This is a genomic window from Paraflavitalea pollutisoli (assembly GCF_029360705.1).
Taxonomy (GTDB): domain Bacteria; phylum Bacteroidota; class Bacteroidia; order Chitinophagales; family Chitinophagaceae; genus Paraflavitalea; species Paraflavitalea pollutisoli.
On the sequence record NZ_JARKMX010000008.1, the window covers coordinates 4,043,350 to 4,065,606 of the forward strand.

Genomic DNA, 22,257 nt, shown 5'->3' on the forward strand with positions numbered 1-22,257 from the left:
TGAGGTTTGACCTTACAGGTCCATATTATTAGCTTCTACATTGTTCAACACAACACCTACGAACTTGTCGCCTGTATTATTGAGGTACTGGATAGAGTCCTTATCGATCTGACCCAACGATGACTTGGCCGAAAACACAGCGATGATTCCGTCTACCCAGCCTGCCAGCTCCTTACTATCGGCATGCTTGTTGAGCGACGCCCCTTCGATGAATACGAAATCATAGCCCTCGGCGATCTTGGGCAGGTGATCCATCAGGTTGTTTTTAGGCAACACTTCCGAAGGGGTATGGTTTCCTTCCGTACAACCGATCAGGTCGGTATTGGGAATAGTGGTCATACTGGTCGAGGCCAGAAACTTATCGACCACATTGCCATTTCCCGAATAACTGAATTGATCCAGGGCAGGCTTTGCTTCGAACTTGCGGGTCAACGTATTATTGGAGAAGTTGGCATCGATCAATAGCACTTTTTTCTTCGTCAGGCTCAGGCTATTGGCCAGGGCTTCGATCACCGTCGTTTTACCTTCCTGGGGCTTGGTACTCGTTACCAGGAATACTTTCTTGCCGCTATTGATCAGCTCAAAACGCAGCTTGCGCAGGTTTTCGATGAATACGGCCCCTTCACCCGCGCGGTCATCGTCTCCATCATTTTTGAAATACTCCTGGATCGTTTTCTTTTTCAAGTTGAGACGATTCAACGCCGTCAGCAATTTCAGCTTGGTCTGGCGCTGGAAGATGGTTGGCGTTTTATAGGAGGAGTCGAAGAACTCGAGCGCGATAACAATGAAGGCAGACAGGAACAACATCAGCATGCCGCAAAGGCCGAGCACCAGCGAACGCTTGGAGGGCTCCGGTGCAAAAGCAGGCACCGCTATCAGGATCTGCTTGAAATTGTTTTGCGGATTCACATCCAAATCGAGGGTCGACTGCAAACTTCTTTTCATCGTCTCGTATTCAGTATTGGCAATACGCAGGTCACGCTCCTGGGCGTCGAGCAATACCTGGTCGCCGCCGCCGGTCATCGTGATGGCATCATATTCCGCCTTTTGAGCGCCAAATAACTTTGCATTGGTTTCGGAAGCCAGGATCTGTTGCTGCAAGTCCATTTTCCGGGCAAGCAGCTCTTCCTGACGCACCTGTACCCGGTTGACGCGGCTTTGCCGGTCGGCGTTGGAACTACCACTGCCTTTCAGTTGACCTATCTTGCGCACGTTGGCCTCTATCTGGTCCTGCAACTTTTTGATCTCTTCTTCGGATTTGCCATTCTTCTGGAGCTCCAACCCCTCGTTCTCTTTTCCCAGGGCCAGGATAGCAGCATTGTTGTTTACGAAACCACCACTGGTATTCTGGGTTCCCAGTTCCTGCAACTGCTCTTCTACCGATCTGAATTCACCCCGCAGGTTATTGAGTTTTGCCAGCTCTTGCTGGTAGTTGCTGGTCACGCTCTGTACTACCGACATGGCGGCCGAAGCGCGGGCGCCCACATCGGGAGTACCGATACGTTCTCTGAATAATTTCAAGCCTGCTGTCAGGCTATCGACGGTTCTTTTCTTGGAGGCAGCAAGGCTATCTAGCTTCGCAGCAGACTCCTGGTTACGCAGCCCATAAATACTATTAAAGAAACGGATGAATTGCTGGCCAATGGTATTGGCTATAAACGCCGACATTTCGGGATTTTCGGAGCGGCAAAGAATGTTGAGGTAATCGGTGCGGTCGGCACGGGAGATCAACAGTTTTGCTTGCAGATATTCGGGAGCATACCCATAGAGATAAACGAGGTCGAATATCTTCTTTTCTTCAGGATCGGCGGGGCTGAGCAGCTCCATGTTGGCGATCTTACGCCGTAATATGATCTTGGCCTGTTCTCTGTCGAAGGCCTTATAAGTGGCGCTGTTCTTTTGTTCTTCGGTAAGATTGTGAAAGGGTTTCATATCCTCCAGGTCGTGCAGCAGCAACTTGTACGACAACATACCCATTACTTTGGGCGACTTGAAGGTCTCGATAACGTTGTTGAACCGGGTTTCGATCTCGTAAAAGTTGATTCCGGCTCCTTCTTTGATCGTTACTTTCTGCTCCATCGTAAAACCAGTGGAATATTGCGCGACAGAGCCATAGGTTTTAGGGAGGAAAAGTGTAAATACAAAACCCGCTACAACTCCTAGTACAGTACAACCGATAATGATCCATTTCTTACGTAGCAGCGAGTACAATAGATACAACAAATCCATAAGGTTTCTTTTTTGTGTAATTCGAGGTGAAAAAGTAGCAAAAAAAACCGGGAGACCATAATGGTTTCCCGGTTTTTGGAATAGTTCAGAGTTTTTTAATTCGTTTTCCCGGAAGGGAAGGCGGTCCGTCCACCGAGGCTGGATGGACCGCCTATAGTAAGCAGGCTATTTGCTAGCCTTTACCAGTTTACTGACGTGAACGGGTTTACCGTTTACATTCAAAGTTACCATGTACAGACCAGTGTTCAGGTTGGCTGCAGCAGTGTTCACACGCAGGGTGCTATAACCAGCTGCCAGTTTGCCAAAGTCTTTTCTGAACATCAGCTTTCCGCTCAGATCAAATACATCTACTGTCACGTGGTTGTTGGCAGCAGTGTTGTTGAAGTCCAGGTTGATCTGGTCAACGAACGGATTGGGGTACATTCTGCCTTCAGCGATCGTCCGGGTAGCGGCCGCAGCTGCTGCAGGAGAAGTTGCCTCGTTGGTCGCAACAGTAGGCTGTTCAGCACCAGTAGTTTCCACTTCTGTACGGTTCAATACTGTTCCGCCAGCTGCACCATCTTCATAAGCCTGGATGATGAGGCCACCATTGAAGCCGTAAGCCGCTTCCTGGGTTGTAGAGAAGTTGAGCATCAGCTCACCGTTTGCATCAGGCTGCAGGTCGCCGATGTAAACCACCTTCACCGAGTTCATCCAGCTGTTCAGGTATACTGTTTTACCATTTACGGTGTAGGTGCTGGTATAGTTACCTTCCCACCATCCGTTGGTACTCATACTACCGAAGAAGCCGATGCGGTAGCGCTTGCTTTGGTTCAAGCCAGAGAGTCTCATTTGCGCCAGCTGGGTATTATCGATCCAGTAGTTGGAACGCAATACTACATCAGGAGCAAAACCTGAGTTATTACCGGTTATCACACCAAAGTTGTTATCTGCATTCATGAACCGCTCCCAGGCCAGTGTCATACCGGTCGGTTGTTTCGACTGGTTGGGCAGGTTCGGGAAGGTGAATGGCTCGCTTGGCAGAGCAGCCAGGTTGTACCAGGGTGCAGGTGCATTGTACTCTGTACCGAAGTTGAAGTTCACATAAGTGATCGCCTGTGGCGTGATCGTCTTCGTTACATTGCTCCAGTCGGTATATACACCACCTACTTTCGCACGAACACGGAACCAGTACTTGGTATTGGGGTTGAGGCCGGTTACCTTGTACTCTGTCGTATTCGAAGGCAGATTGAAGGCTACTGTGCTGCTGAAGGCTGCATCGGTAGAACGCTCCACCTGGAAGCCACCCGCTGCATCTTCATTGTTTGTTCTGTCGGACCAGATCAGGTAAACTGAATTTCTGTCAACAGGCTCAGAAGACAGGTTCACAGGGTTCAGGTTGAGGCCTGCAGTGAACTCTTCCAGTTGAACAGCATTGATGAACAGATAGTCTGAAGCCGGGAACTTCCGGAGGGAGAACTCGATAACGCCACCCACGGGTTGCAGGTTGTTCAGGTTGGCTGTTCTGTTGGTATTGTAGCTTGCGTTAAGCGTATCGGAAGTTGCTCCGGATGTATAGCGGGCATAGGTATGCCGTCCGTCATTGCTCGAAGCGAAGATCACTACGTTGTAACGCTTGCTGTTATCCAGGTTAGAGAAACGCATCACTCTCAAAGAGTCGTTGATGACATGACCGCTCTTGATCACCTTATCATTGTACACCCCGGTATTGCTGCCAGAATTGTGACCATTGTTCCAGGGGTTCCAGCCACCAACTGTAGTGATGCTGAACGGCGTAGTCGCATTGTTCTCATCTTTCAGGTTCGGCAGGGTATACTCGGCCCCGATATATCCTACGATATTGTTCCAGGGAGCAGCTGCTTCATCACCCCAATAAGCAAAGTTCACCAATACAGAACGGGTATTCTTATCGTTTACAGTTACAGTAACCGGTACAGTTGTTTCACCACCCTTGTCGTCCGCAGCTTTTACGGTGAAGTTGAAAGTACCCAGATCGCTGGCAGAAGGCGCTACGATCAGCCTGTAGTTGGTGCCACCCAGTTGTTGCAGGGTAACGAAACCAGGCTTGTCGACGATCGAAACGGTTACTACATCACCCGGATCGGTCACGGTGAAGTCATCATTGACAACATCATCCACTTTCAGTGTGTGCGTGGCAATCACACCTGCCACCACTGGTTTGTTGTTGGCAGTAGTAGCAGAAGCGGTATCGATGCCAGCTCCAGTACCGTAATTGTTATTGGCTACTACATAGTAGAAGTATTGCGAGAATGGAGTCACAGCAGCGTCAGTATACGTAGTCACGTCAGCCGCCAGGGTTGTCAGCAGGGTATAAGGTCCCGCTTTCACATTGGCACGGAATACCTGGTAATTGTTCTCGTTGTAAGCTTTGTCAACCCAGGTCAGTTTCACACCAGCAGGTTCTGCAGCGGCTACCAGGTTGGTAGGTTTAGCAGGCACAGTGCTGTCATCGAAAGCAGCCTCAAGTACCAGGAAGTTCAGAGTACCACCTACAGCAGGGTTAGCATCACCGATCATAGAGATCAGTACTTCACCACCCGCACCGGGTTGCACCTGGTAAATGGTATCGGTCGTATTCGCATTGTTGTAGAACAGGATATCCGCAGTCTCGTTGCCGATCTTGAAGGTGGTCTTCGAAGTAACCTCGTTACCGCAGCCGCCACAATTGTTGCTGGCCATGAAGATCACGTTGTACTTGCGTGCAACATCCAGACCATTCAGGCGTACGCGCAGGGTGTCGTTCTTGGTACCACCCTGGAAGCCATAGCCCCAATAGATACCATCCACCATCACAGAGTTGGGCCATGCACCACCACCTTGTACACCGGCACTGGCAGTACCATACTCATTGCTCAGGAACGAGAAGCTTGCGCCGGTGTTAACACCTTTCACATTCTTCAGGTCGCTGAGGGTGATTGCTCCACCATAGGTAGCCACCACATCATTCCAACCGGTACCACCAGAGGTAGTATTCTTCATATTGATCTGTATCCGCTCTTTCGCTTCCTTATCAGCTACGGTCACCGTGATCGATTTTGTTTCGAAACCACCGAAGGAATCATCAGATTTCACCGTGATGGTGTAACTACCAGCATCAGCCAGGGTTGGTTTCAGCGTGATTGAACCGCGGCCATTGCCACTATCAACCAGCGTAACAAAAGAAGGCTTTTCAACCACCGACCAGGTCAGTGTATTGTTGCCGTCGTCATCGCTGGCTTCAAGCGCCACGACACGGGTGTCCATTTCACTCAAGTTCACAGCAGGCACCGCCGTGATCACCGGCAGGCTGTTATCGTTCACTACCATATTGTATTTCAGCGTGTCTTTGCCACCGAATACATCGGTTACATAAACCCTGAGCATATAAGAACCTTGTGCAGAGATGCCAGGTGCAGACCTCAGTTCGAGACCGTTGGCAGTAATATTCTGCACAGTCACGAACGAAGGCAAAGTACCGGTAGTAAAGGTCATCGCATCACCGTCAGCATCCGTTGCCTTTACGGTCAACACATGAACTGAATTGTAACGTACGGTAAAGTTGCTTTGCGGCGTGAACTTGGGCGCATTGTTCAGGGAAGTTACAGACAGCTCGCTGCTATAACCAGAAGATGCAGCTGGACCGTTGGCCCTTACCTTATAATAATAGGTAACATTGGCGACAAGGCCGGTATCGGAAAACGCTGTAGTATTCGCGGGCACAGTACCGATCACGAAATAACCAACACCACTTGTAGCAGAGCGTGACACTTCGTAGCCAGTTTCGTTGCTGGCGTTATCAGTCCATGTCAGGTTGATCACAGAGGAAGACACTGCAGTACCTGCCAGGTTGGTCGGAGTAGCCGGCGTAGCTGGCGTAGGCTGTGTAGTGGCAGCAGCTTGCTTATAGGTCAGGCTTACCAGGCTGGCGATCTCATCCAAAGTCAGCGCACCATTGATCACATAGATATCGTCCATCTGACCATTGAAATAATCGTTGCTGGTTGCAGCTGCATTGAAAGCAGATTCACCATTGGTATTACCGGAATATCCGAAACGTGCGTTGTTGCTGGCGGCAGCAGCAATGGTACTGAAGGGCAGCGCATTGTTGGCAGCGATCTCAACACCGTTCAGGAAGATCTTCAGAGAAGATACATTATATACAACAGTCACATGGTTCCAGCCACCAGTCACCCAATTTGCATTGAAGGCGGTAGCAGTGGGCGCCAGGGTCAGGCGGTTGCTTGCACTGGCGATACCAGCTTGCAGCAGACCACCGGAGAAACGAAGCGCCAGACCATTGGTGCTGTTACCAAAGTCGAAGATCACTTTATTGTTGGTCAATGCGGTTGATTTCAACCAGATACCTACTGTACGTTGCGTGTAAGCACCTTCACTGGGGAAACCACCACTTGCTGCGCCATTGATCGTAGCATACTGATTGCTGCCCGTCATGTTCAGCGCATGAGTGCCTTCTTTAGGACCAGTCGTGCTATAGGTAGCATTGGTCAGTGTCAGGTAACGGGTAGCGTTGCCATTAGAATCGACATTGCTGTTGTTCAGCTTCCAGTTCGCCTCAGTGTAGGTACCGGTATAATTAGAAGCATTGCTGTTTCCGATAGTACGTACTTTATAGAAGTACTTGGTATTGGCGAGCAAACCAGAATCGGTAAAGTTGGTAATATCAGCACCTACTGTAGCCACCTGGCTGTAAGTACCGTTTGACGTGGTAGAACGCACGATCTCAAATCCGGTCTCGTTAGCGCTGTTATCAGTCCAGGTCAGGTTGATCTTGTTGTGCGAAACAGTAGTGGCAACAAGCTTGGAAGGAGCAGTCATGGTAGAACCTACTGCGCCTGCGGCAAACAATACATTGCTGGGGATAGCTTGTTTGGCCAGGCCAGCATCGTTTTGCCAGCTCCAGCTTACTGCATCCGAACCAGCACCGTCGAAATAGCCGAGGGCAATAGGATGCAGACCAGCAGTCAGTGCAATCGTAGCCGTTTTACATTGGTTACCGTGGCCACCATCATTGTTGATGAGCGGCGTCTTGGCGAAACCATAAGTCTGATCTACGTAGAGACGGCTACCGTCATCAGAGCAGATCTCGAAAGTATAATTTGCCGTAGTGGGCACATTAATATAACCTTCCCACAGGAATCCGAAGTAATCGGCCTGGTTGCGGGGAGTTACGGTGATATTCGGTGTAGAACCTGTTTTAACAGGGAACAGGTTATCGAAGTTGGGCAGATTGCTCCAGGATCCTTCGAAATACTTAAAGTTGATGTTGTTGCCGATCAAACCGGTTGAAGCAGTCACCTGGTTGCTGGGCTGAGAGAAGTTGCCGGCAGCATCACGCGCCTTTACAATAATATTATATACCACACCACTGTCGAGGTTGGCAATGGTCAACGTCGTTTGGTCAGTAGTGTACATCTTCGCACCATTCACAAACACATCGTACTTGGCCACGCCTACGTCATCCGTAGAAGCAATCCAGCTGATGTTGGCATAGTCGGTGAAAGCCCCAGTCAGGGTCAGGTTGGAAGGAGCCGTAGGAGCCGTATTGTCAGCATCGGTCTTAACACTAACTTCACTAGTTACGGCAGCAGCACCGGAGGCGCCTATTGCACGTACGATATAATAGAATGAAGTATTGGGAGTAAGGTTGGTGTTGACATAAGAGGTCGCATTGGCCGGTGTGATCGCAATGAGTTTGTAAGGACCACCAGCCGTAGCAGCGCGGTAGACCTCATAACCAGTCTCGTTTTCGATCGCATTGGGATTGTCGGTCCAGTCAAGTTGAACACTGGTCAGCGACAATGTATGCGCCGACAAGTTCTTGGCAGGATCGGGCTTCGGATTGCCATTGGCATTCAACACCGTAAAAGGCGCAGAAGGCAACGCACCGCAACCAAATTGCTCTACCACCGAGGCAGTATAAGTACCAACCGAAGCATTGTAGGTTGGTTGGTTGCCTTTTACCGTAGCCCCCTGCAACCACTGATAAGATATATAACCAGCTGGTAAAGACAGGGTAACGGTAGATTTGCCATCGGGGGATGGTAATACATTACTTTGTAAACCCAGCACGGCTGGTGTGGGAGTTTGAGTGATCGGCTTGGGCTTGATCACGGCTGGCTTAGGAGACCATACGGACCAGGCACCGCCATTGGTTCTTTTAAAACGAACCTGGTAAGTACCAAAAGAATCCACGGTGATCTCGTTCACATTGGCAGAATATCCTTTCACTACTCCAGCATTCTGGATAGTGACTACACCATTTATCTTTTGCGCGATCGTTACACCATTTCTTTGCCACTCATAAGACCAGCTGTTATTATTGGTAATACCCAACTTTGCGCTGATGGCAGCGTCGACGCACCACGCATCGCGCTGGAAGAAGATGAGGGGATTGGCCTTGTGATGGGCACTCATGAACTCGATATAGCCAGGCTCGCTCCAGTGATTAGTCCATATACTGTGACCGAGGTCGGGGTAAAGCGTGTACTTGATGTCGGAACCCAAAGCTTTAATATCATTATATACACCCTGCGCTATACTCTGGTTAGGGTTGGAATCTTTACCACCCGAAGCAAACCAGATAGGGATATGTACGAGGTTATTTAAGTTGTTCTCTCCACCGATGGCGGCAGCCGAAGGACCGGCAGCAGCAATACGGTCATTCTTGGCAAAAGCCATATGCCAGGCAGCAGAACCACCATTGGAAAGACCATTTACAAATACGCGGTCAATGTCCGACCGAACATACTTGTTCATCGAATCCAGCAAGTTTAAAATCACGTTGTAAACTGGCGTGTAAGAACCCCAGCTACTGTTACAGGTGCCGGTGGTCAACGCCTGTGGATACAGCAAAAATCCGTCGAAGGTCTGATTATCGACCTTGTCGCGGAAAAATTTGGCGCCATGGGTAAGCTGGCGTTCGTTGTTGTAGATGCCTCCGTTCGAAGGACATCCGGGCTCACCGGCGCCATGGAAAAACAGCATCACGGGGTACTTCTTATTCACGTCATCCGTTTTGTAGTTCTTGGGGAACTTCAAACGGAAACAGAATGACTGACCGCCGATGTTGATGTAATAAGCTTTGAACGAGGTGTTATCCCAGTTACCGCTTCCGGTACTGATCCCGTTGGAAGCCACACTCACCCATTTTTGCAAGCCCCCGATATTAGGGTTGGGATTGGTGGACGTACCCAACGTCGCAGCTGAATTCCAGCGTACGATCGGATCGTCTGGGTTAAAGACGTTTTGTGCCTGCATGGCAAGACACAACAACACAGTGGTTGTGGTTAGAAGTAGTAATCGCTTCATATTACGCTATATGGTTAAAAACGTTATTTCAGTTTGTAAAAAACCTGAGCAACGGCTTTAAATGAGGATATGTTTCCCGGACTTGTTAAAGCAAAGGAGGCATATTGGAGTGGACTATTAGGATGGTTTTATCTAAGAATATGAGGTAAAAGCACTGTGTACGTCTTCCTATGGGATATTGATGTGAGGCTTATTGGAGGTAAGCAAAAGTAATACTCTTTTCCAAAAAGCGAAATTATTTAAACAATAAAAACACGACAATAACCACTTTGAGGTATTTTTGATAATTGTCAGGGGATACGATAAAGATCAATACTGCGTTGAGTTTGACTGATTAACAACAACCGCATTCCCACACGCGGACACAAACTCCCAACCCGGGTTAACCAACCCATAACACCCACTCACCTTGTTTCATGATTTAGTTACCGAGACTTAAGAGCAATTTGGAAAAAACGGAATAATATTGCGCCCTGATCGTTTATGATCATTTATAATAGTGTGGCAAATACAATCATCATCATCTTCTGGGTTAGCCTGTTTCTGATCTTCTACAGTTATGTGGGCTACGGTATCCTCGTCTGGATCCTGGTTAAAATAAAATCATTGTTAGGTGGCCCTAAAGCCCCTGCCATTCCCCATGATGCCGATTGGCCGGCTGTAGCCCTCGTAGTGGCTGCTTATAATGAAGAAGACTTTATCGAAGAAAAGATCCGCAACACCTTTGCCCTCGATTACCCAAAAGATAAGCTGGAACTGATTTTCATCACCGATGGGTCCAGCGATGGCACCACGGATATCATACGTCAACACCCCTCCATCCACTTGCTGCACCAACCCGAGAGAAGGGGGAAAGTAGCGGCTATGAACCGGGCCATTCAACAGGTACAATCGCCCCTGGTCATCTTTTGCGATGCCAATACCCTGCTCAATACAGGCTGTATAAAGGAGATCGTAAAACACTACGCAGACCCCAAAGTAGGCGGTGTGGCCGGTGAGAAAAAGATCATGCAACAGGGCAAAGATGCAGCCGCCGCTGCCGGAGAAGGCCTGTACTGGAAATATGAATCTTTCCTGAAAAAACTGGATTCGGACCTATTTACCACCGTAGGAGCCGCCGGCGAATTGTTTTCCGTACGCAAGGCGCTCTTTGAAAAAGCACCCGAAGGCACCATCATCGAAGACTTTGTACAATCGCTGAAGCTGGTCATCAACGGTTATGTAGTACGCTACGAACCCAACGCCTACGCGGCCGAAGCACCTTCCGCCAGCATCAAGGATGAAATGAAACGAAAAGTGCGGATTTGTGCGGGCGCCTTCCAGGCAATGCTCCTGTTGAAACCACTCTTCAACCCATTCGTGCATCCCGTGGCCTCCTTCCAGTTCGTCTCCCACCGCATCCTTCGCTGGACCGCCTGCCCCGTAGCCCTGATACTCCTCCTGATCGCCAATATCGGCATCGTGCTCATGGGTGGAGGACCTTTCTACCAACTCATACTGGTATTGCAAGCCATATTCTATGCACTCGGGATTACCGGTTGGATCTATGCCAGCAGGAATATCCGCCTGAAAGCAGTATATATCCCCTTCTATTTTCTCTTCATGAACCTGTCGGTATTCATCGGTTTCAACCGGTTTATTCGCAATAAGCAAACGGTATTGTGGGAAAAAGCAGCCAGGCAGAAAGCCGCGTAGTACTACGCAATTATACTTAATACCACTCTTAGGGTATTTGAATTTCAGCGGTAAATAAGGATTTTTGCCATATAATAATAAGATAATAAGCAGAGAAATTTGGTTTATTAATAATTGTTATTACTTTTACCGGCGAATAGTAAACCACTCCCTCTTAGTTCAACTATCCTTTTGGAAACGGCGACCAGCCAAAATGAAAAGATAGCAGCTTATTCTCGATACCACGAATCCTTGAAATTCCCCTGTAACCTGATTTCACATCAGTATAATCCACATTCCATCCTGTTTACGCCATACGATTGCGTTCGGCCTGTCACTGTATTAATGTTTGTTCAATACCTCTGTAAGCCATGTTAGTCCATAAACATGCCTGTTGAAAAATTGCGATTTTTCTAAAGCTTAACTTATTCCCTGCATGAAAAAGCAAATACTCGCAATTGATGACAGTAAGGCGATACGGTTTTTGTTGCAAACTGTGCTCAGCAAAGATTACACGGTAGTAACAGCCCCGGATGGTTGCTCTGCTATGTATTATTTATCGAAAAGAAATTTACCAGACCTGATTATCACGGACGCTCAGCTTCCCGATATGCAGGACTGGGAACTTATAGAACAACTTTCTACCAGCGGCATCTACAGGGATATCCCGGTTATGGTGATTTCTTCCCTCGAAAAAGGCCAGGTAGAAGCAAAGTGCCAGGAATTTGGCGTGGCACAACATTTTACAAAGCCTTTCAACCCTGTCGACCTCATTAAAGCGGTAGAACAGGTTGTCAATACAGAATCAAAAGTGGCACCAGCGTACGTAGCGCATGCCAGTTAATTCGAAGTCCAGCGTAATAAATATATAACCTTACTTTATGGAGCTAACATTTTTACACGGCGAAAAGACATCGAAGAGGGTTTACAAGCATTTTACCATCAACTCCCAGACCACCGGATCTGAAACAACAGAACAACCTAAGCTGGAGTTTTTCTACATCGGTAAGCAAGCCGACAACATCGGCAACCTGATCAATGCTTTTGAGAGCGGTTATGCCGCCGAGTCGGTAATCAATGCCAAATCCATGCTACGCCGTTTGATCGCCAACGCGAAGCATACACAGCTGCCCGATATCATTATCGTGGAAGCACCCGTGACCGTCGAGCAATTACGCGACCTGCACCTGTTCCTGCTCCTGCACAAGCCCCTGCTGTCGATCCCCGTCGTAGTAGAAGCTTCACAGGCGACTCCCGCAGAGATCGACCGGTTCAAAAACTTCAGCTTTGTAGACGAGATCATTTTCCTGCAAGACTACAACCGCCAGCGTCTGCTGCGCAAAGTAGCCTTCCTGAAAAGATTGAAGCTCAAAATGGCACTGGAAAGCAATACCCGCGCTTTGGAATCAGCCCTGCAGATCTCTTCACCCGCCAGCCCGGTACTGAAGCGCGCTTTCGACATCCTGATCTCCGGAACCCTGTTGTTGCTCCTGACCCCGTTGTTCCTCCTCATCGCCCTGGCCATCCGCCTGGAATCTAAAGGATCCATCTTTTACATCGCTAAAAGAGCCGGACGCGGATATAAAATATTTGACTTTTATAAGTTCAGGACCATGTTCGTAGGCGCCGACGCCAGGATCAAAGAACTCGCTCACCTCAACCAATACAGTGGCGGTGATGCAGCCGGCGCCCAGTTCTTCAAGATCAGCAACGACCCCCGGATCACCAAAGTAGGCTTGTTCCTCCGTAACACCAGCCTTGATGAACTTCCCCAGCTGGTCAACGTGCTGATCGGAGATATGTCGCTCGTAGGAAACAGGCCTTTACCCTTGTATGAAGCCGCTTCCCTCACCACCGACGAATGGGCAAAACGCTTTATGGCACCCGCGGGTATGACAGGTCTCTGGCAGATCAAGAAAAGAGGCAAAGAAGATATGTCGATCGAAGAACGCCTCAACCTCGATATCGATTACGCAGACCGTTTTAGCTTTACGTACGATCTTTGGATCATGGCCAACACACCGTCAGCCCTGATCCAGCGTACCAATGCCTGATGTGCTTTTTTATAGACAGATGATTTTTTTGTAAGCCGGAAAGGAAAAAGGCGGCCAGTAACCTACACGATGCTAGCGCCTTCCACCTTTCCGGTTTTTTTTATAGCTTACCACACAAAAAGAGACCCACTATGAGAAAGGAACAGCCTTTCATCTCTATCATTACCCTGAATTACAACCAGACCGATGTCACCTGCGACTTCCTGGCATCGACCCGCCATCTCAAGTACCGCAATTTTGAGATCCTGGTCTGCGATATGGACTCGACCATAGACCCCACCGAACAGATCAATGCAGGCAATTATCCCAACACCCGGCTCCTGCTCGCCAAAGCCAACCTCGGCTTCGCCGGTGGCAACAACTGGGGCATGCGCCAGGCCAAAGGAGATTTCATGTTCATCGTCAACAACGATACCGAAGTAACCGATAACCTCCTCGACGAATTACTCAAGCCCTTCTACCAGGATGAGACCATCGGTGTCACCTGCCCCAAGATCAAATATTTCGACCAGCCCAATACCATACAATATGCCGGCTTCAACCCCATGAACAATTTCACGGGCCGCACCACCGGCGTAGGTGTACAGGAAGAAGACAAAGGCCAGCACGATGTGCCCGGCACCACCTTCGGCGCCCACGGATGCGCCATGCTGGTCAAAAAAGAAGTGATCGATAAAGTAGGCATGTTCCCCGAGAAATTCTTCCTCTACTACGAAGAATGGGACTGGTCTGCCCGGATCCTGAAAGCAGGCTTCAAGATCTGGTACACGCCACAGGCAGTCATATATCATAAAGAATCCCTCAGTGTCGGTAAGGCTAACCCCATGAAGGTCTACTACCACACCCGCAACCGTATATTATATATACGTCGCAATGCAGGGATCCTGCCCCTCCTGGTATTTACCGCCTACTTCAGCCTGTTCGCATTGCCGAAAAACTCCCTGGGATATGTGGCCCGCCGTCAGTTCAAGCACCTGAAGAATCTCTGGAAAGGCGCTGCCTGGAACCTGTATTCCTCCAGCCACTCTGCCGTATGAGCCAGCTTGTGCAAACCGATTCCCGGCAGTAGCTTTGCAGTATCATAATTTAGTATAACATGATCCAACAGATATTACATATTATTTTTTTCCTCCTGTTCCTGTACCTCGCAGCGTACACCTGCTACTTCTTTTTTGTAGCAGTCGTGGGCAAGCTGTACAAACCCAGGAAATACCAACCGCATGCTTCGAAAAAAAGCATCGCCGTGCTGATCCCCTCTTACAAAGAAGATCATATCATCGTCAACACCGCCCGCAAGGCTGCCGGCCACGATTATCCCGCGGATAAGTTCAAGGTATATATCGCCGCCGACAGGCTGCAACCCGCCACCGTAGCGGAATTGAGGACCATTCCCAATGTAGAGGTGCTGGAAGTGTTCTTTGAACTCGGCTCCAAAGCCCGTTCACTCAATAAACTGTTTCACTGGATCCCCGCCGATCGCCACGACGTAGCCATCATCCTCGATGCCGACAACGTCATGATGCCCGGTGTGCTGGAGAAAGTGAATGCCGCCTTCCAGGCAGGCTTCCGGGCCGTACAAAGCCATCGTATAGCTAAAAACCTCAATACGCCGGTAGCCATCCTGGACGCCATCAGCGAAGAAGGCAACAACCACCTCTTCCGCCGCGGACAAAGGGCCCTGGGCTTCTCATCCACCACCATCGGCTCGGGCATGGCATTCGAGTTTCATAAGATCAAAGAGATCTATGATATCCCCGATATCCTTGGCAACCCCGCCTGCGACCGCGTGGTAGACTTCGAGATCATGAAAGCAGATATCTGCATCGAGTTTATCGACGACGCCTATGTTCAGGATGAAAAAGTAGGCAACAAGCAGGTATTCGAAAACCAGCGCACCCGTTGGATCGAGTCACAGATCATTCACCTGCGCCTCTTCTTCGACAAGAAAAGCGGTCACCTGCCCAAAACCAAGGACTATTTCAACAAGCTGTTTTGTAACCTGGCAGCACCACGCCTCATCTTCCTGATGAGCTACTTCCTGGTGTTTGCCATCATCATCTTACAATACTTCACTGGGTACAGCATTTTGTGGCCCCAATATACTTGGTGGCTCGGGCTGATGCTCCTGTATGGCGCCACCTTTATTATTGCCATTCCCAACAAATTCTATTCGAAACAGACCATCGGAGCCGTGCTCCATATTCCCGTACTGGTATGGTCCATCGTGCGCGCCCTCTTCAAACTGAACGTAGACCGCAAAGAATTTGTGCATACGCCCAAGGCATTTACCCAGCAGGACAATTGATCACTCCCCTGCCGGCTACACGCTAAAAAGAACAGCCGCCCCGTCTGGGCGGCTGTTCTTTTTAGACAAAACGGTCAAAGTGGCCACCAGCGACCGTTCCAGGCCAGGCAGCCCTGCATTTGAGATATGTCAACCCCGATAAGGCCCAATAATGGTTGATATATGTCAAAAACTACCGTTCCCGGCAAAACCTTATCTGGTGCGGGTTTCACGGCGTTTCAATCCATGCTGTCTTTTCCACATTTTATGCGCGAGATCGGCTGAAATCCACGTTTGGCCTTTATTTTGCGTGATTAAGCTACCTAACTTACCCACCCCTTATCCGGCTCCCGGTTAAACTACTCCTACGAATTCTGTTGCTCGTCGACTCGTTAAAAAAGACGTTGTATTATGGACACATTGTTCCGCCGCTCTTGCATGGCTGTAGGATTATTGTATATTGTTATTCGTAATCCGGAAAGATCAGATAGTTCTAAGTATCCTAAATCTGAAAAATCGACCTCATGAAAAACTGTACCCGTCAACGGAGTAGGTGGCATGCGCCTATACCACTATTGCTCCTATTCTTTTCCCTACTATCATTTACTGGTTCAGCACAGCTCGTCGCCAAAAGCCTGAAGGCAGCGAACGGTGAATCTATTGGCTTTTATGAATACAAGCCATACGATTACAACCCGAGCCTGAACCCCAAGTACCCGGTCATCATCTTCCTGCACGGGATCGGTGAACGTGGCAACGGTACGACCGATCTGCCATCCGTACTGGGCAACGGTACCCCTGCAGTCATCAAAGCAGGCCATTCCATGCGATTCTTCTGGAATGGTAAATGGGAAACCTTCCTGGTCCTCATCCCCCAGCTCAGCAAAAACTATGGCTGGTGGCAAAACTTCTACGTCGATGAGATGATCAAGTACGCCAAAGAGAACCTCAATGTAGACCCAAATCGCATTACCCTCACCGGGCTTAGTCTCGGTGGCGGAGGCGTTTGGGGCTGGGCTGGTGCATCAACCGCCAATGCCTCTACCTTGAACTGTATCGGCCTCTGCTGCGCAACCTGCCCCAACATTAACTTCTCTAACCTTACCAATACTAACACACCGGTATGGGCCTTCCACGCGAAGGACGACCCTACGGTAGGGGAAGGTTGTACAGGTGCTTCCATCCAGGCCATCGAAAAACTGAACCCGGCCGTGAAGCCCTACTACACCATGTACGCCACCGGTGGACACTCCATCTGGGGCGCCGTATTCGATCCCGGTTACGATAAGCAGAATCCCAATATCTATGAATGGTTCTTAGGACAAAACAAAAGTCTTCCGGTCAATAAACGCCCTGTAGCCAATGCAGGTGCCGCACAAACAGTTACCATTAATTCAACAGTTACACTCAATGCCTCCGGCTCTACCGATGCCGATGGCAAACTCGTACGATACATTTGGACTAAAAAATCTGGCCCCGGATTCGGCACGATCACAACCCCCGTTTCGACAGACGGTAAAACCACAGTAACCGGACTGATATCAGCCGGTACCTATGTATATGAAGTAAAAGTAGTAGACGATCGTTGCGACTGGACTTTCGCCACGGTCACCATTACCGTAGTTCCCGGTGCAGGCCCCAACCAGGCGCCTACTGCCAAAGCAGGTAATGACTATGGCATCAACCAACCAACCAGTTCCATTACCCTCAACGGTAGTGCCTCGGTAGACCCCGAAGGTCAGATGGCCTCTTACACCTGGACGCAGGTCAGTGGTCCAACTACCGCTACTATCGCCAATGCTGCAGCAGCCACCACGACGGCCAGCAACCTGACCGCCCTCGGTACCTACACCTTCCGCCTCGTTGTAAAAGACAAAGAAGGATTGAGTGGAACCGATGAGATCTCAGTAACCGTCAACGGGCCCAATAAACTTGCTATTCCCAATGCAGGTCCCGATATCGTGATCACCCTGCCCAATAATACAGTAACACTTGATGGTACCGCTTCGGTAGACCCCGACGGTCCCATTAGCATGTATGGCTGGGCCAAAATGACCGGCCCGCCCGACTTTACCATCGTTAGCCCCAACGGATCAAAGACACAGGTCACCGGACTGGTACAAGGGGTATATACTTTCAAATTAACGGTGCTGGATAACCTCTGGGTACCAGCCACCGATGAGGTACAGGTAACTGTACTGGCGGCCAGCGGTAACCTCGCTCCCACTGCCAATGCAGGAGCAGACATCACCATTACCCTGCCCACCAACAGTACCACCCTCAATGGCCTGGGCTCCACGGATCCCAATGGCAACAACACCATCACCACCTACAAGTGGAGCTGGGTAAGCGGACCAACACAATATACCATCGCCAATGCCAATACAGGGTCTACCGCCCTGACCAACCTGGCTGCAGGCACCTATGTTTTCAAACTGCAGGTTACCGACAACGGCGGCCTCAGCAGTGAAGACCAGGTAACCGTAGTAGTGAAAGGCCCGGCCAACCAGGCGCCCGTAGCCAGTGCCGGAGCGGCACAAACCCTGACCTTGCCCAACAACAGCCTTACCCTCGATGGCAGTGGCTCTGCCGATGGTGACGGTTCCATCACCGGTTATAGCTGGGCATGGGTAAGCGGACCAACACAATACAACCTGGCCAATGCAACAGCTGCCACCACACAGCTCAGCAACCTGGCAGCAGGTACTTATGTATTTAAACTGACCGTGACCGACAACGGTGGATTAACCGGCAGCTCAACCATTACCATCACCGTGAAAGCCGCTCCTGTCAACCAGGCGCCGGTAGCTAAGGTGGGCACCGATATCACTTTGACACTGCCCACCAACAGCGCAACACTTGATGGAACTGCCTCTACCGATCCCGACGGCACCATCTCCGGATATGCCTGGAGCTGGGTAAGCGGACCAACACAATACAACTTATCCAATGCAGGAGCAGCCACTACCCAGGTGAGCAACCTGGTAGCAGGCACCTACTCCTTCAACCTGACAGTAACCGATAACGAGGGCAAAACGGCCAGCGCCACCATCAAAGTAGTGGTGAACAACGCAGCGCCGGTCAACAAAGCCCCCATTGCCAATGCAGGTGCAGATATCGCCATCACCCTACCCACCAACAGTACCGCACTCAATGGTTCCGCTTCGTCGGATCCGGATGGCACGATTACCGGCTGGTCCTGGAAAAAACTGACCGGCCCTACCAACTTCACACTCTCGGCCACCAACATTGCGTCACCTGCGCTGACCGGGCTTGAACTGGGCACCTATACCTTCGAATTAACCGTGACCGATAATGAAGGGGCAACTGCCAAAGACGAAGTAACAATCATTGTTAAACCCGAACCACCCGCCACCAACAAACCTGCAGTAGCAGCAGCCGGTGCGGATATCATCATCACCCTGCCCACCAACAGCGTAACCCTCGACGGCTCTGGCTCTTCCGATCCAGACGGCCCCCTGAGTGGTTATTCCTGGACCAGGGTATCGGGACCAACCCAGTTTACACTGGCCAATCCTGGTGCAGCCATCACGCAACTCACCAACCTCGTAGCAGGAACCTATAAATTCAATCTGCGTGTTTGGGACAACGTATGGGTGCCGGCCGATGATCAGATCGTGATCGTCGTAAACCCCGAGCCCAATGTGGCACCAGTAGCCAATGCAGGTGCTGATATTGTGATCACCCTGCCCACCAACAGTACCGTACTGAACGGTTCTGCGTCTACCGATCCCAATGGCAACAACACCATTGCTTCTTACAAATGGACCCGCACCAGCGGAACCGGACAGTTTACCCTGGCCAATGCCAATGCAGCGACCACGGCCCTGACCGACCTGGTAGAAGGTATCTATACATTCCAGCTGGAGGTAACGGACAACGGCGGCCTCAAGCATACGGATGAAGTAGAAGTTCTGGTAAAACCAATTCCGAACAGGGCGCCCCTGGCCAATGCAGGCAGCGATATTAATATCACCTTGCCTGTCAACAGCACCACACTCAACGGTTCCGGATCGACAGATCCCGATGGCAACAATACCATCGCATACCGTTGGGCAAAAACAGGCGGTCCGGCTCAGTCGACGCTCTCGAATCCTACTGCAGCATCGACACCGTTGACCAACCTGGTAGCAGGTACCTATACCTTCGAACTGACCGTGACTGATAACTTTGGCCTGACCTCCAAAGACGTCGTTACCGTTACTGTAAACCCCAGGCCCAACCAGGCACCAGTGGCCAATGCAGGGACAAATGTGAACATCCCGCTGCCCAACAACAGCACTACGCTGAATGGTAGCGGTTCTACCGACCCGGATGGCAACAACACCATCACTGGTTGGTCATGGACACTCCTCAGCGGACCGGCGCAGTATACCCTGGCCAACCCCAATGCAGCTACCACTGCCTTGACCAACCTGGCAGCAGGTACGTATACCTTCCAGCTGAAAGTGACCGACAATGGTGGCCTCAGCTCGACCGATGTAGTTGTTATTACAGTAAGCCCCATCCCCAACAGAGCACCGGTGGCCAACGCAGGTAGCGATATCGTGATCGCGTTGCCGACCAACAGTGTGACACTCGATGGTACCGCGTCTACCGATGAGGATGGAGACAACACCATCGCGTCCTACTACTGGACACGCGTCAGCGGACCAGCTCAGTACACCCTGACAGATCCTTATGCAGCCACCACTTCACTCACCAACCTGGCAGCAGGTACCTATACGTTCAAACTGGAAGTGACCGACAATGGTGGTCTTACCGCAGAAGACCTGGTAGTAATTACAGTAAGCCCGATCGTCAACAGTGCACCGGTCGCCAACGCAGGTACCGAGGTGGTACTGACACTGCCGGTGAACAGCACAACGCTCAACGGCTCGGCTTCCAATGACCCCGATGGCAACAATACCCTCACCTACGCCTGGACCAAGGTATCGGGCCCCGGTCAGTTCACGATCGTCAACGCTACTGCAGCTACGACAGCCCTGAATGACCTAGTAGAAGGAGAGTATGTATTTGCCCTGACAGTAAAGGACAACTACAACCTGACGGACAAAGCAACGGTGAAAATAACGGTGAAAGCGGGCACCAACCAGGCCCCTGTGGCCAATGCCGGTGCAGACATCGCCGTAACCCTGCCGTTCACGACCATTCAGCTCGATGGCAGCAAGTCGAACGACCCCGATGGAACGATCGTGTCGTATGCCTGGTTGAAAATAGCCGGCACAGGTGACTTGACAATTGTCAACGCCACCTCCAGCAAGCCGGTGATCATCGAAGCAGAAGCAGGTGAATATGAATTCGAATTGACAGTAACCGATAACAAGGGCGCTACTGCCAAAGACCGCGTGAAGGTCACCATCAGCACAACCCCCATCACCAACAAGGCGCCAGTGGCCAATGCAGGGGCAGATATTAACGTGACGTTACCGATCACTACCATCCAACTTGACGGTAGCGGTTCCAGTGACCCCGATGGTACGATAGCTGCTTATGCCTGGGTAAAGGTTGCAGGCACCGGCAACTTGACAATTGTCAATGCCACCTCCAGCAAGCCCATCATCACCGAAGCAGAAGCAGGCGTGTATGAATTTGAATTGACAGTGACCGATAACAAGGGAGCAACAGCTACCGACCGCGTAAAGATCACCATCAATGCAGCACCGGTAGCCAACAAAGCACCGATCGCTCATGCCGGTGACGACATTGAAGTCACCTTGCCGATCACCACCATCCAACTCGACGGTAGCAAGTCTACCGATCCAGATGGCACCATCGCAACCTATGCGTGGGTGAAAGTAGCAGGCAGTGGCAATTTGACAATTGTCAACGCTACATCCAGTAAGCCCATCATCACCGAAGCAGAAGCAGGCGTGTATGAATTTGAATTGACAGTGACCGATAACAAGGGGGCTACCGCCAAAGACCGTGTCAGCATCACCATCAATGCCGCTCCCGTACCGGTCAACAAGAAACCGGTAGCAGTGGCAGGTAAAGACACCACCCTGGCAGTACCGAATACAGCGATCACCCTCAATGGCCAGGCATCGTACGACGAAGACGGCACCATCGCCAAATACAGCTGGAAACAACTGAGCGGACCTACGAAAGTCAGGCTGGAAGACAACGCCATGATCGCGAAACTCGGCAAGCTCGAAACAGGCGTGTACGTGTTCCAACTGACCGTTACAGACGACAAAGGCGCGGAAAGCACGGCTGAACGGAAAGTGACCGTCGTCAACAACATGCGGTACGACGACAATATCAGTGTCTATCCCAACCCAACTTCGGGCGTCAACACCATCAACATCCGTTGTATCACCGACGCACTGGGCTGGGCCACCTTGACAGTGATGGACCAGTTTGGTCGACCCATAGCCATCTATCGTCGTAATAAAACACAGGCTTATCAGGAATTCCAACTCCCGGTAACCAACCTGAAAAACGGTAATTATTATGTCGAGGTACAGATTGAAAGGAAGAAACGAATGGTCGTCAAGTTCATTAAGCAATAATGAACAACTAGGAAAAAACCCTTATCTGGCATAAGTATTGACCGGGATGATTTCGAATCATCCCGGTCTTTTTTTGGGCCTCAGTGATGCATGAGCGAACTTCGCAGGCATACAAAAATCACGACCTATTTATGAAAAGCCACACCCAACA

The 22,257-nt window shown here is 50.3% G+C and carries 8 protein-coding genes; 6 read left to right on the forward strand and 2 right to left on the reverse strand.

The window, feature by feature from the left end:
• Positions 1-12: 12 nt before the first annotated feature.
• Positions 13-2,229: an exopolysaccharide transport family protein gene (locus tag P2W70_RS29715; RefSeq protein WP_276485215.1), complete on the reverse strand. Its 2,217-nt coding sequence runs from the start codon at positions 2,227-2,229 to the stop codon at positions 13-15.
• Positions 2,230-2,394: 165 nt separating this feature from the next.
• Positions 2,395-9,558: a fibronectin type III domain-containing protein gene (locus P2W70_RS29720; protein ID WP_276485216.1), complete on the reverse strand. Its 7,164-nt coding sequence runs from the start codon at positions 9,556-9,558 to the stop codon at positions 2,395-2,397.
• Between the two features lie 501 nt (positions 9,559-10,059).
• On the opposite strand from P2W70_RS29720, the gene P2W70_RS29725 reads away from it, so the two are divergent.
• The 6 genes from P2W70_RS29725 (at position 10,060) to P2W70_RS29750 (ending at position 22,106) form a co-directional block, all read left to right on the forward strand.
• Positions 10,060-11,253 (forward strand): glycosyltransferase family 2 protein, encoded by a 1,194-nt coding sequence (locus P2W70_RS29725; protein WP_276485217.1) that lies wholly within the window; start codon positions 10,060-10,062, stop codon positions 11,251-11,253.
• A gap of 415 nt (positions 11,254-11,668) precedes the next feature.
• Positions 11,669-12,076, forward strand: coding sequence for a response regulator (locus P2W70_RS29730; RefSeq protein ID WP_276485218.1), 408 nt, complete (start codon positions 11,669-11,671; stop codon positions 12,074-12,076).
• Positions 12,077-12,113: 37 nt separating this feature from the next.
• Positions 12,114-13,286, forward strand: a complete 1,173-nt coding sequence (locus tag P2W70_RS29735; RefSeq protein ID WP_276485219.1) for a sugar transferase — start codon at positions 12,114-12,116, stop codon at positions 13,284-13,286.
• 131 nt (positions 13,287-13,417) lie between these two features.
• Positions 13,418-14,323: a glycosyltransferase family 2 protein gene (locus P2W70_RS29740; protein ID WP_276485220.1), complete on the forward strand. Its 906-nt coding sequence runs from the start codon at positions 13,418-13,420 to the stop codon at positions 14,321-14,323.
• 59 nt (positions 14,324-14,382) lie between these two features.
• On the forward strand, positions 14,383-15,591 hold the full coding sequence (locus tag P2W70_RS29745; RefSeq protein WP_276485221.1) for a glycosyltransferase family 2 protein: 1,209 nt from the start codon (positions 14,383-14,385) through the stop codon (positions 15,589-15,591).
• Between the two features lie 503 nt (positions 15,592-16,094).
• The gene (locus tag P2W70_RS29750) at positions 16,095-22,106 is read left to right on the forward strand and encodes a PKD domain-containing protein (RefSeq protein ID WP_276485222.1); all 6,012 of its coding nucleotides are present in this window, start codon (positions 16,095-16,097) and stop codon (positions 22,104-22,106) included.
• Positions 22,107-22,257: the final 151 nt, after the last annotated feature.

Bases quoted from the DNA above. Each gene is read 5' to 3' on its own strand.
- P2W70_RS29715 (WP_276485215.1), bottom strand. From the start codon at position 2,229: ATGGATTTGTTGTATCTATTGTACTCGCTGCTACGTAAGAAATGGATC.
- P2W70_RS29720 (WP_276485216.1), bottom strand. From the start codon at position 9,558: ATGAAGCGATTACTACTTCTAACCACAACCACTGTGTTGTTGTGTCTT.
- P2W70_RS29740 (WP_276485220.1), top strand. From the start codon at position 13,418: ATGAGAAAGGAACAGCCTTTCATCTCTATCATTACCCTGAATTACAAC.
- P2W70_RS29730 (WP_276485218.1), top strand. From the start codon at position 11,669: ATGAAAAAGCAAATACTCGCAATTGATGACAGTAAGGCGATACGGTTT.
- P2W70_RS29745 (WP_276485221.1), top strand. From the start codon at position 14,383: ATGATCCAACAGATATTACATATTATTTTTTTCCTCCTGTTCCTGTAC.
- P2W70_RS29735 (WP_276485219.1), top strand. From the start codon at position 12,114: ATGGAGCTAACATTTTTACACGGCGAAAAGACATCGAAGAGGGTTTAC.
- P2W70_RS29750 (WP_276485222.1), top strand. From the start codon at position 16,095: ATGAAAAACTGTACCCGTCAACGGAGTAGGTGGCATGCGCCTATACCA.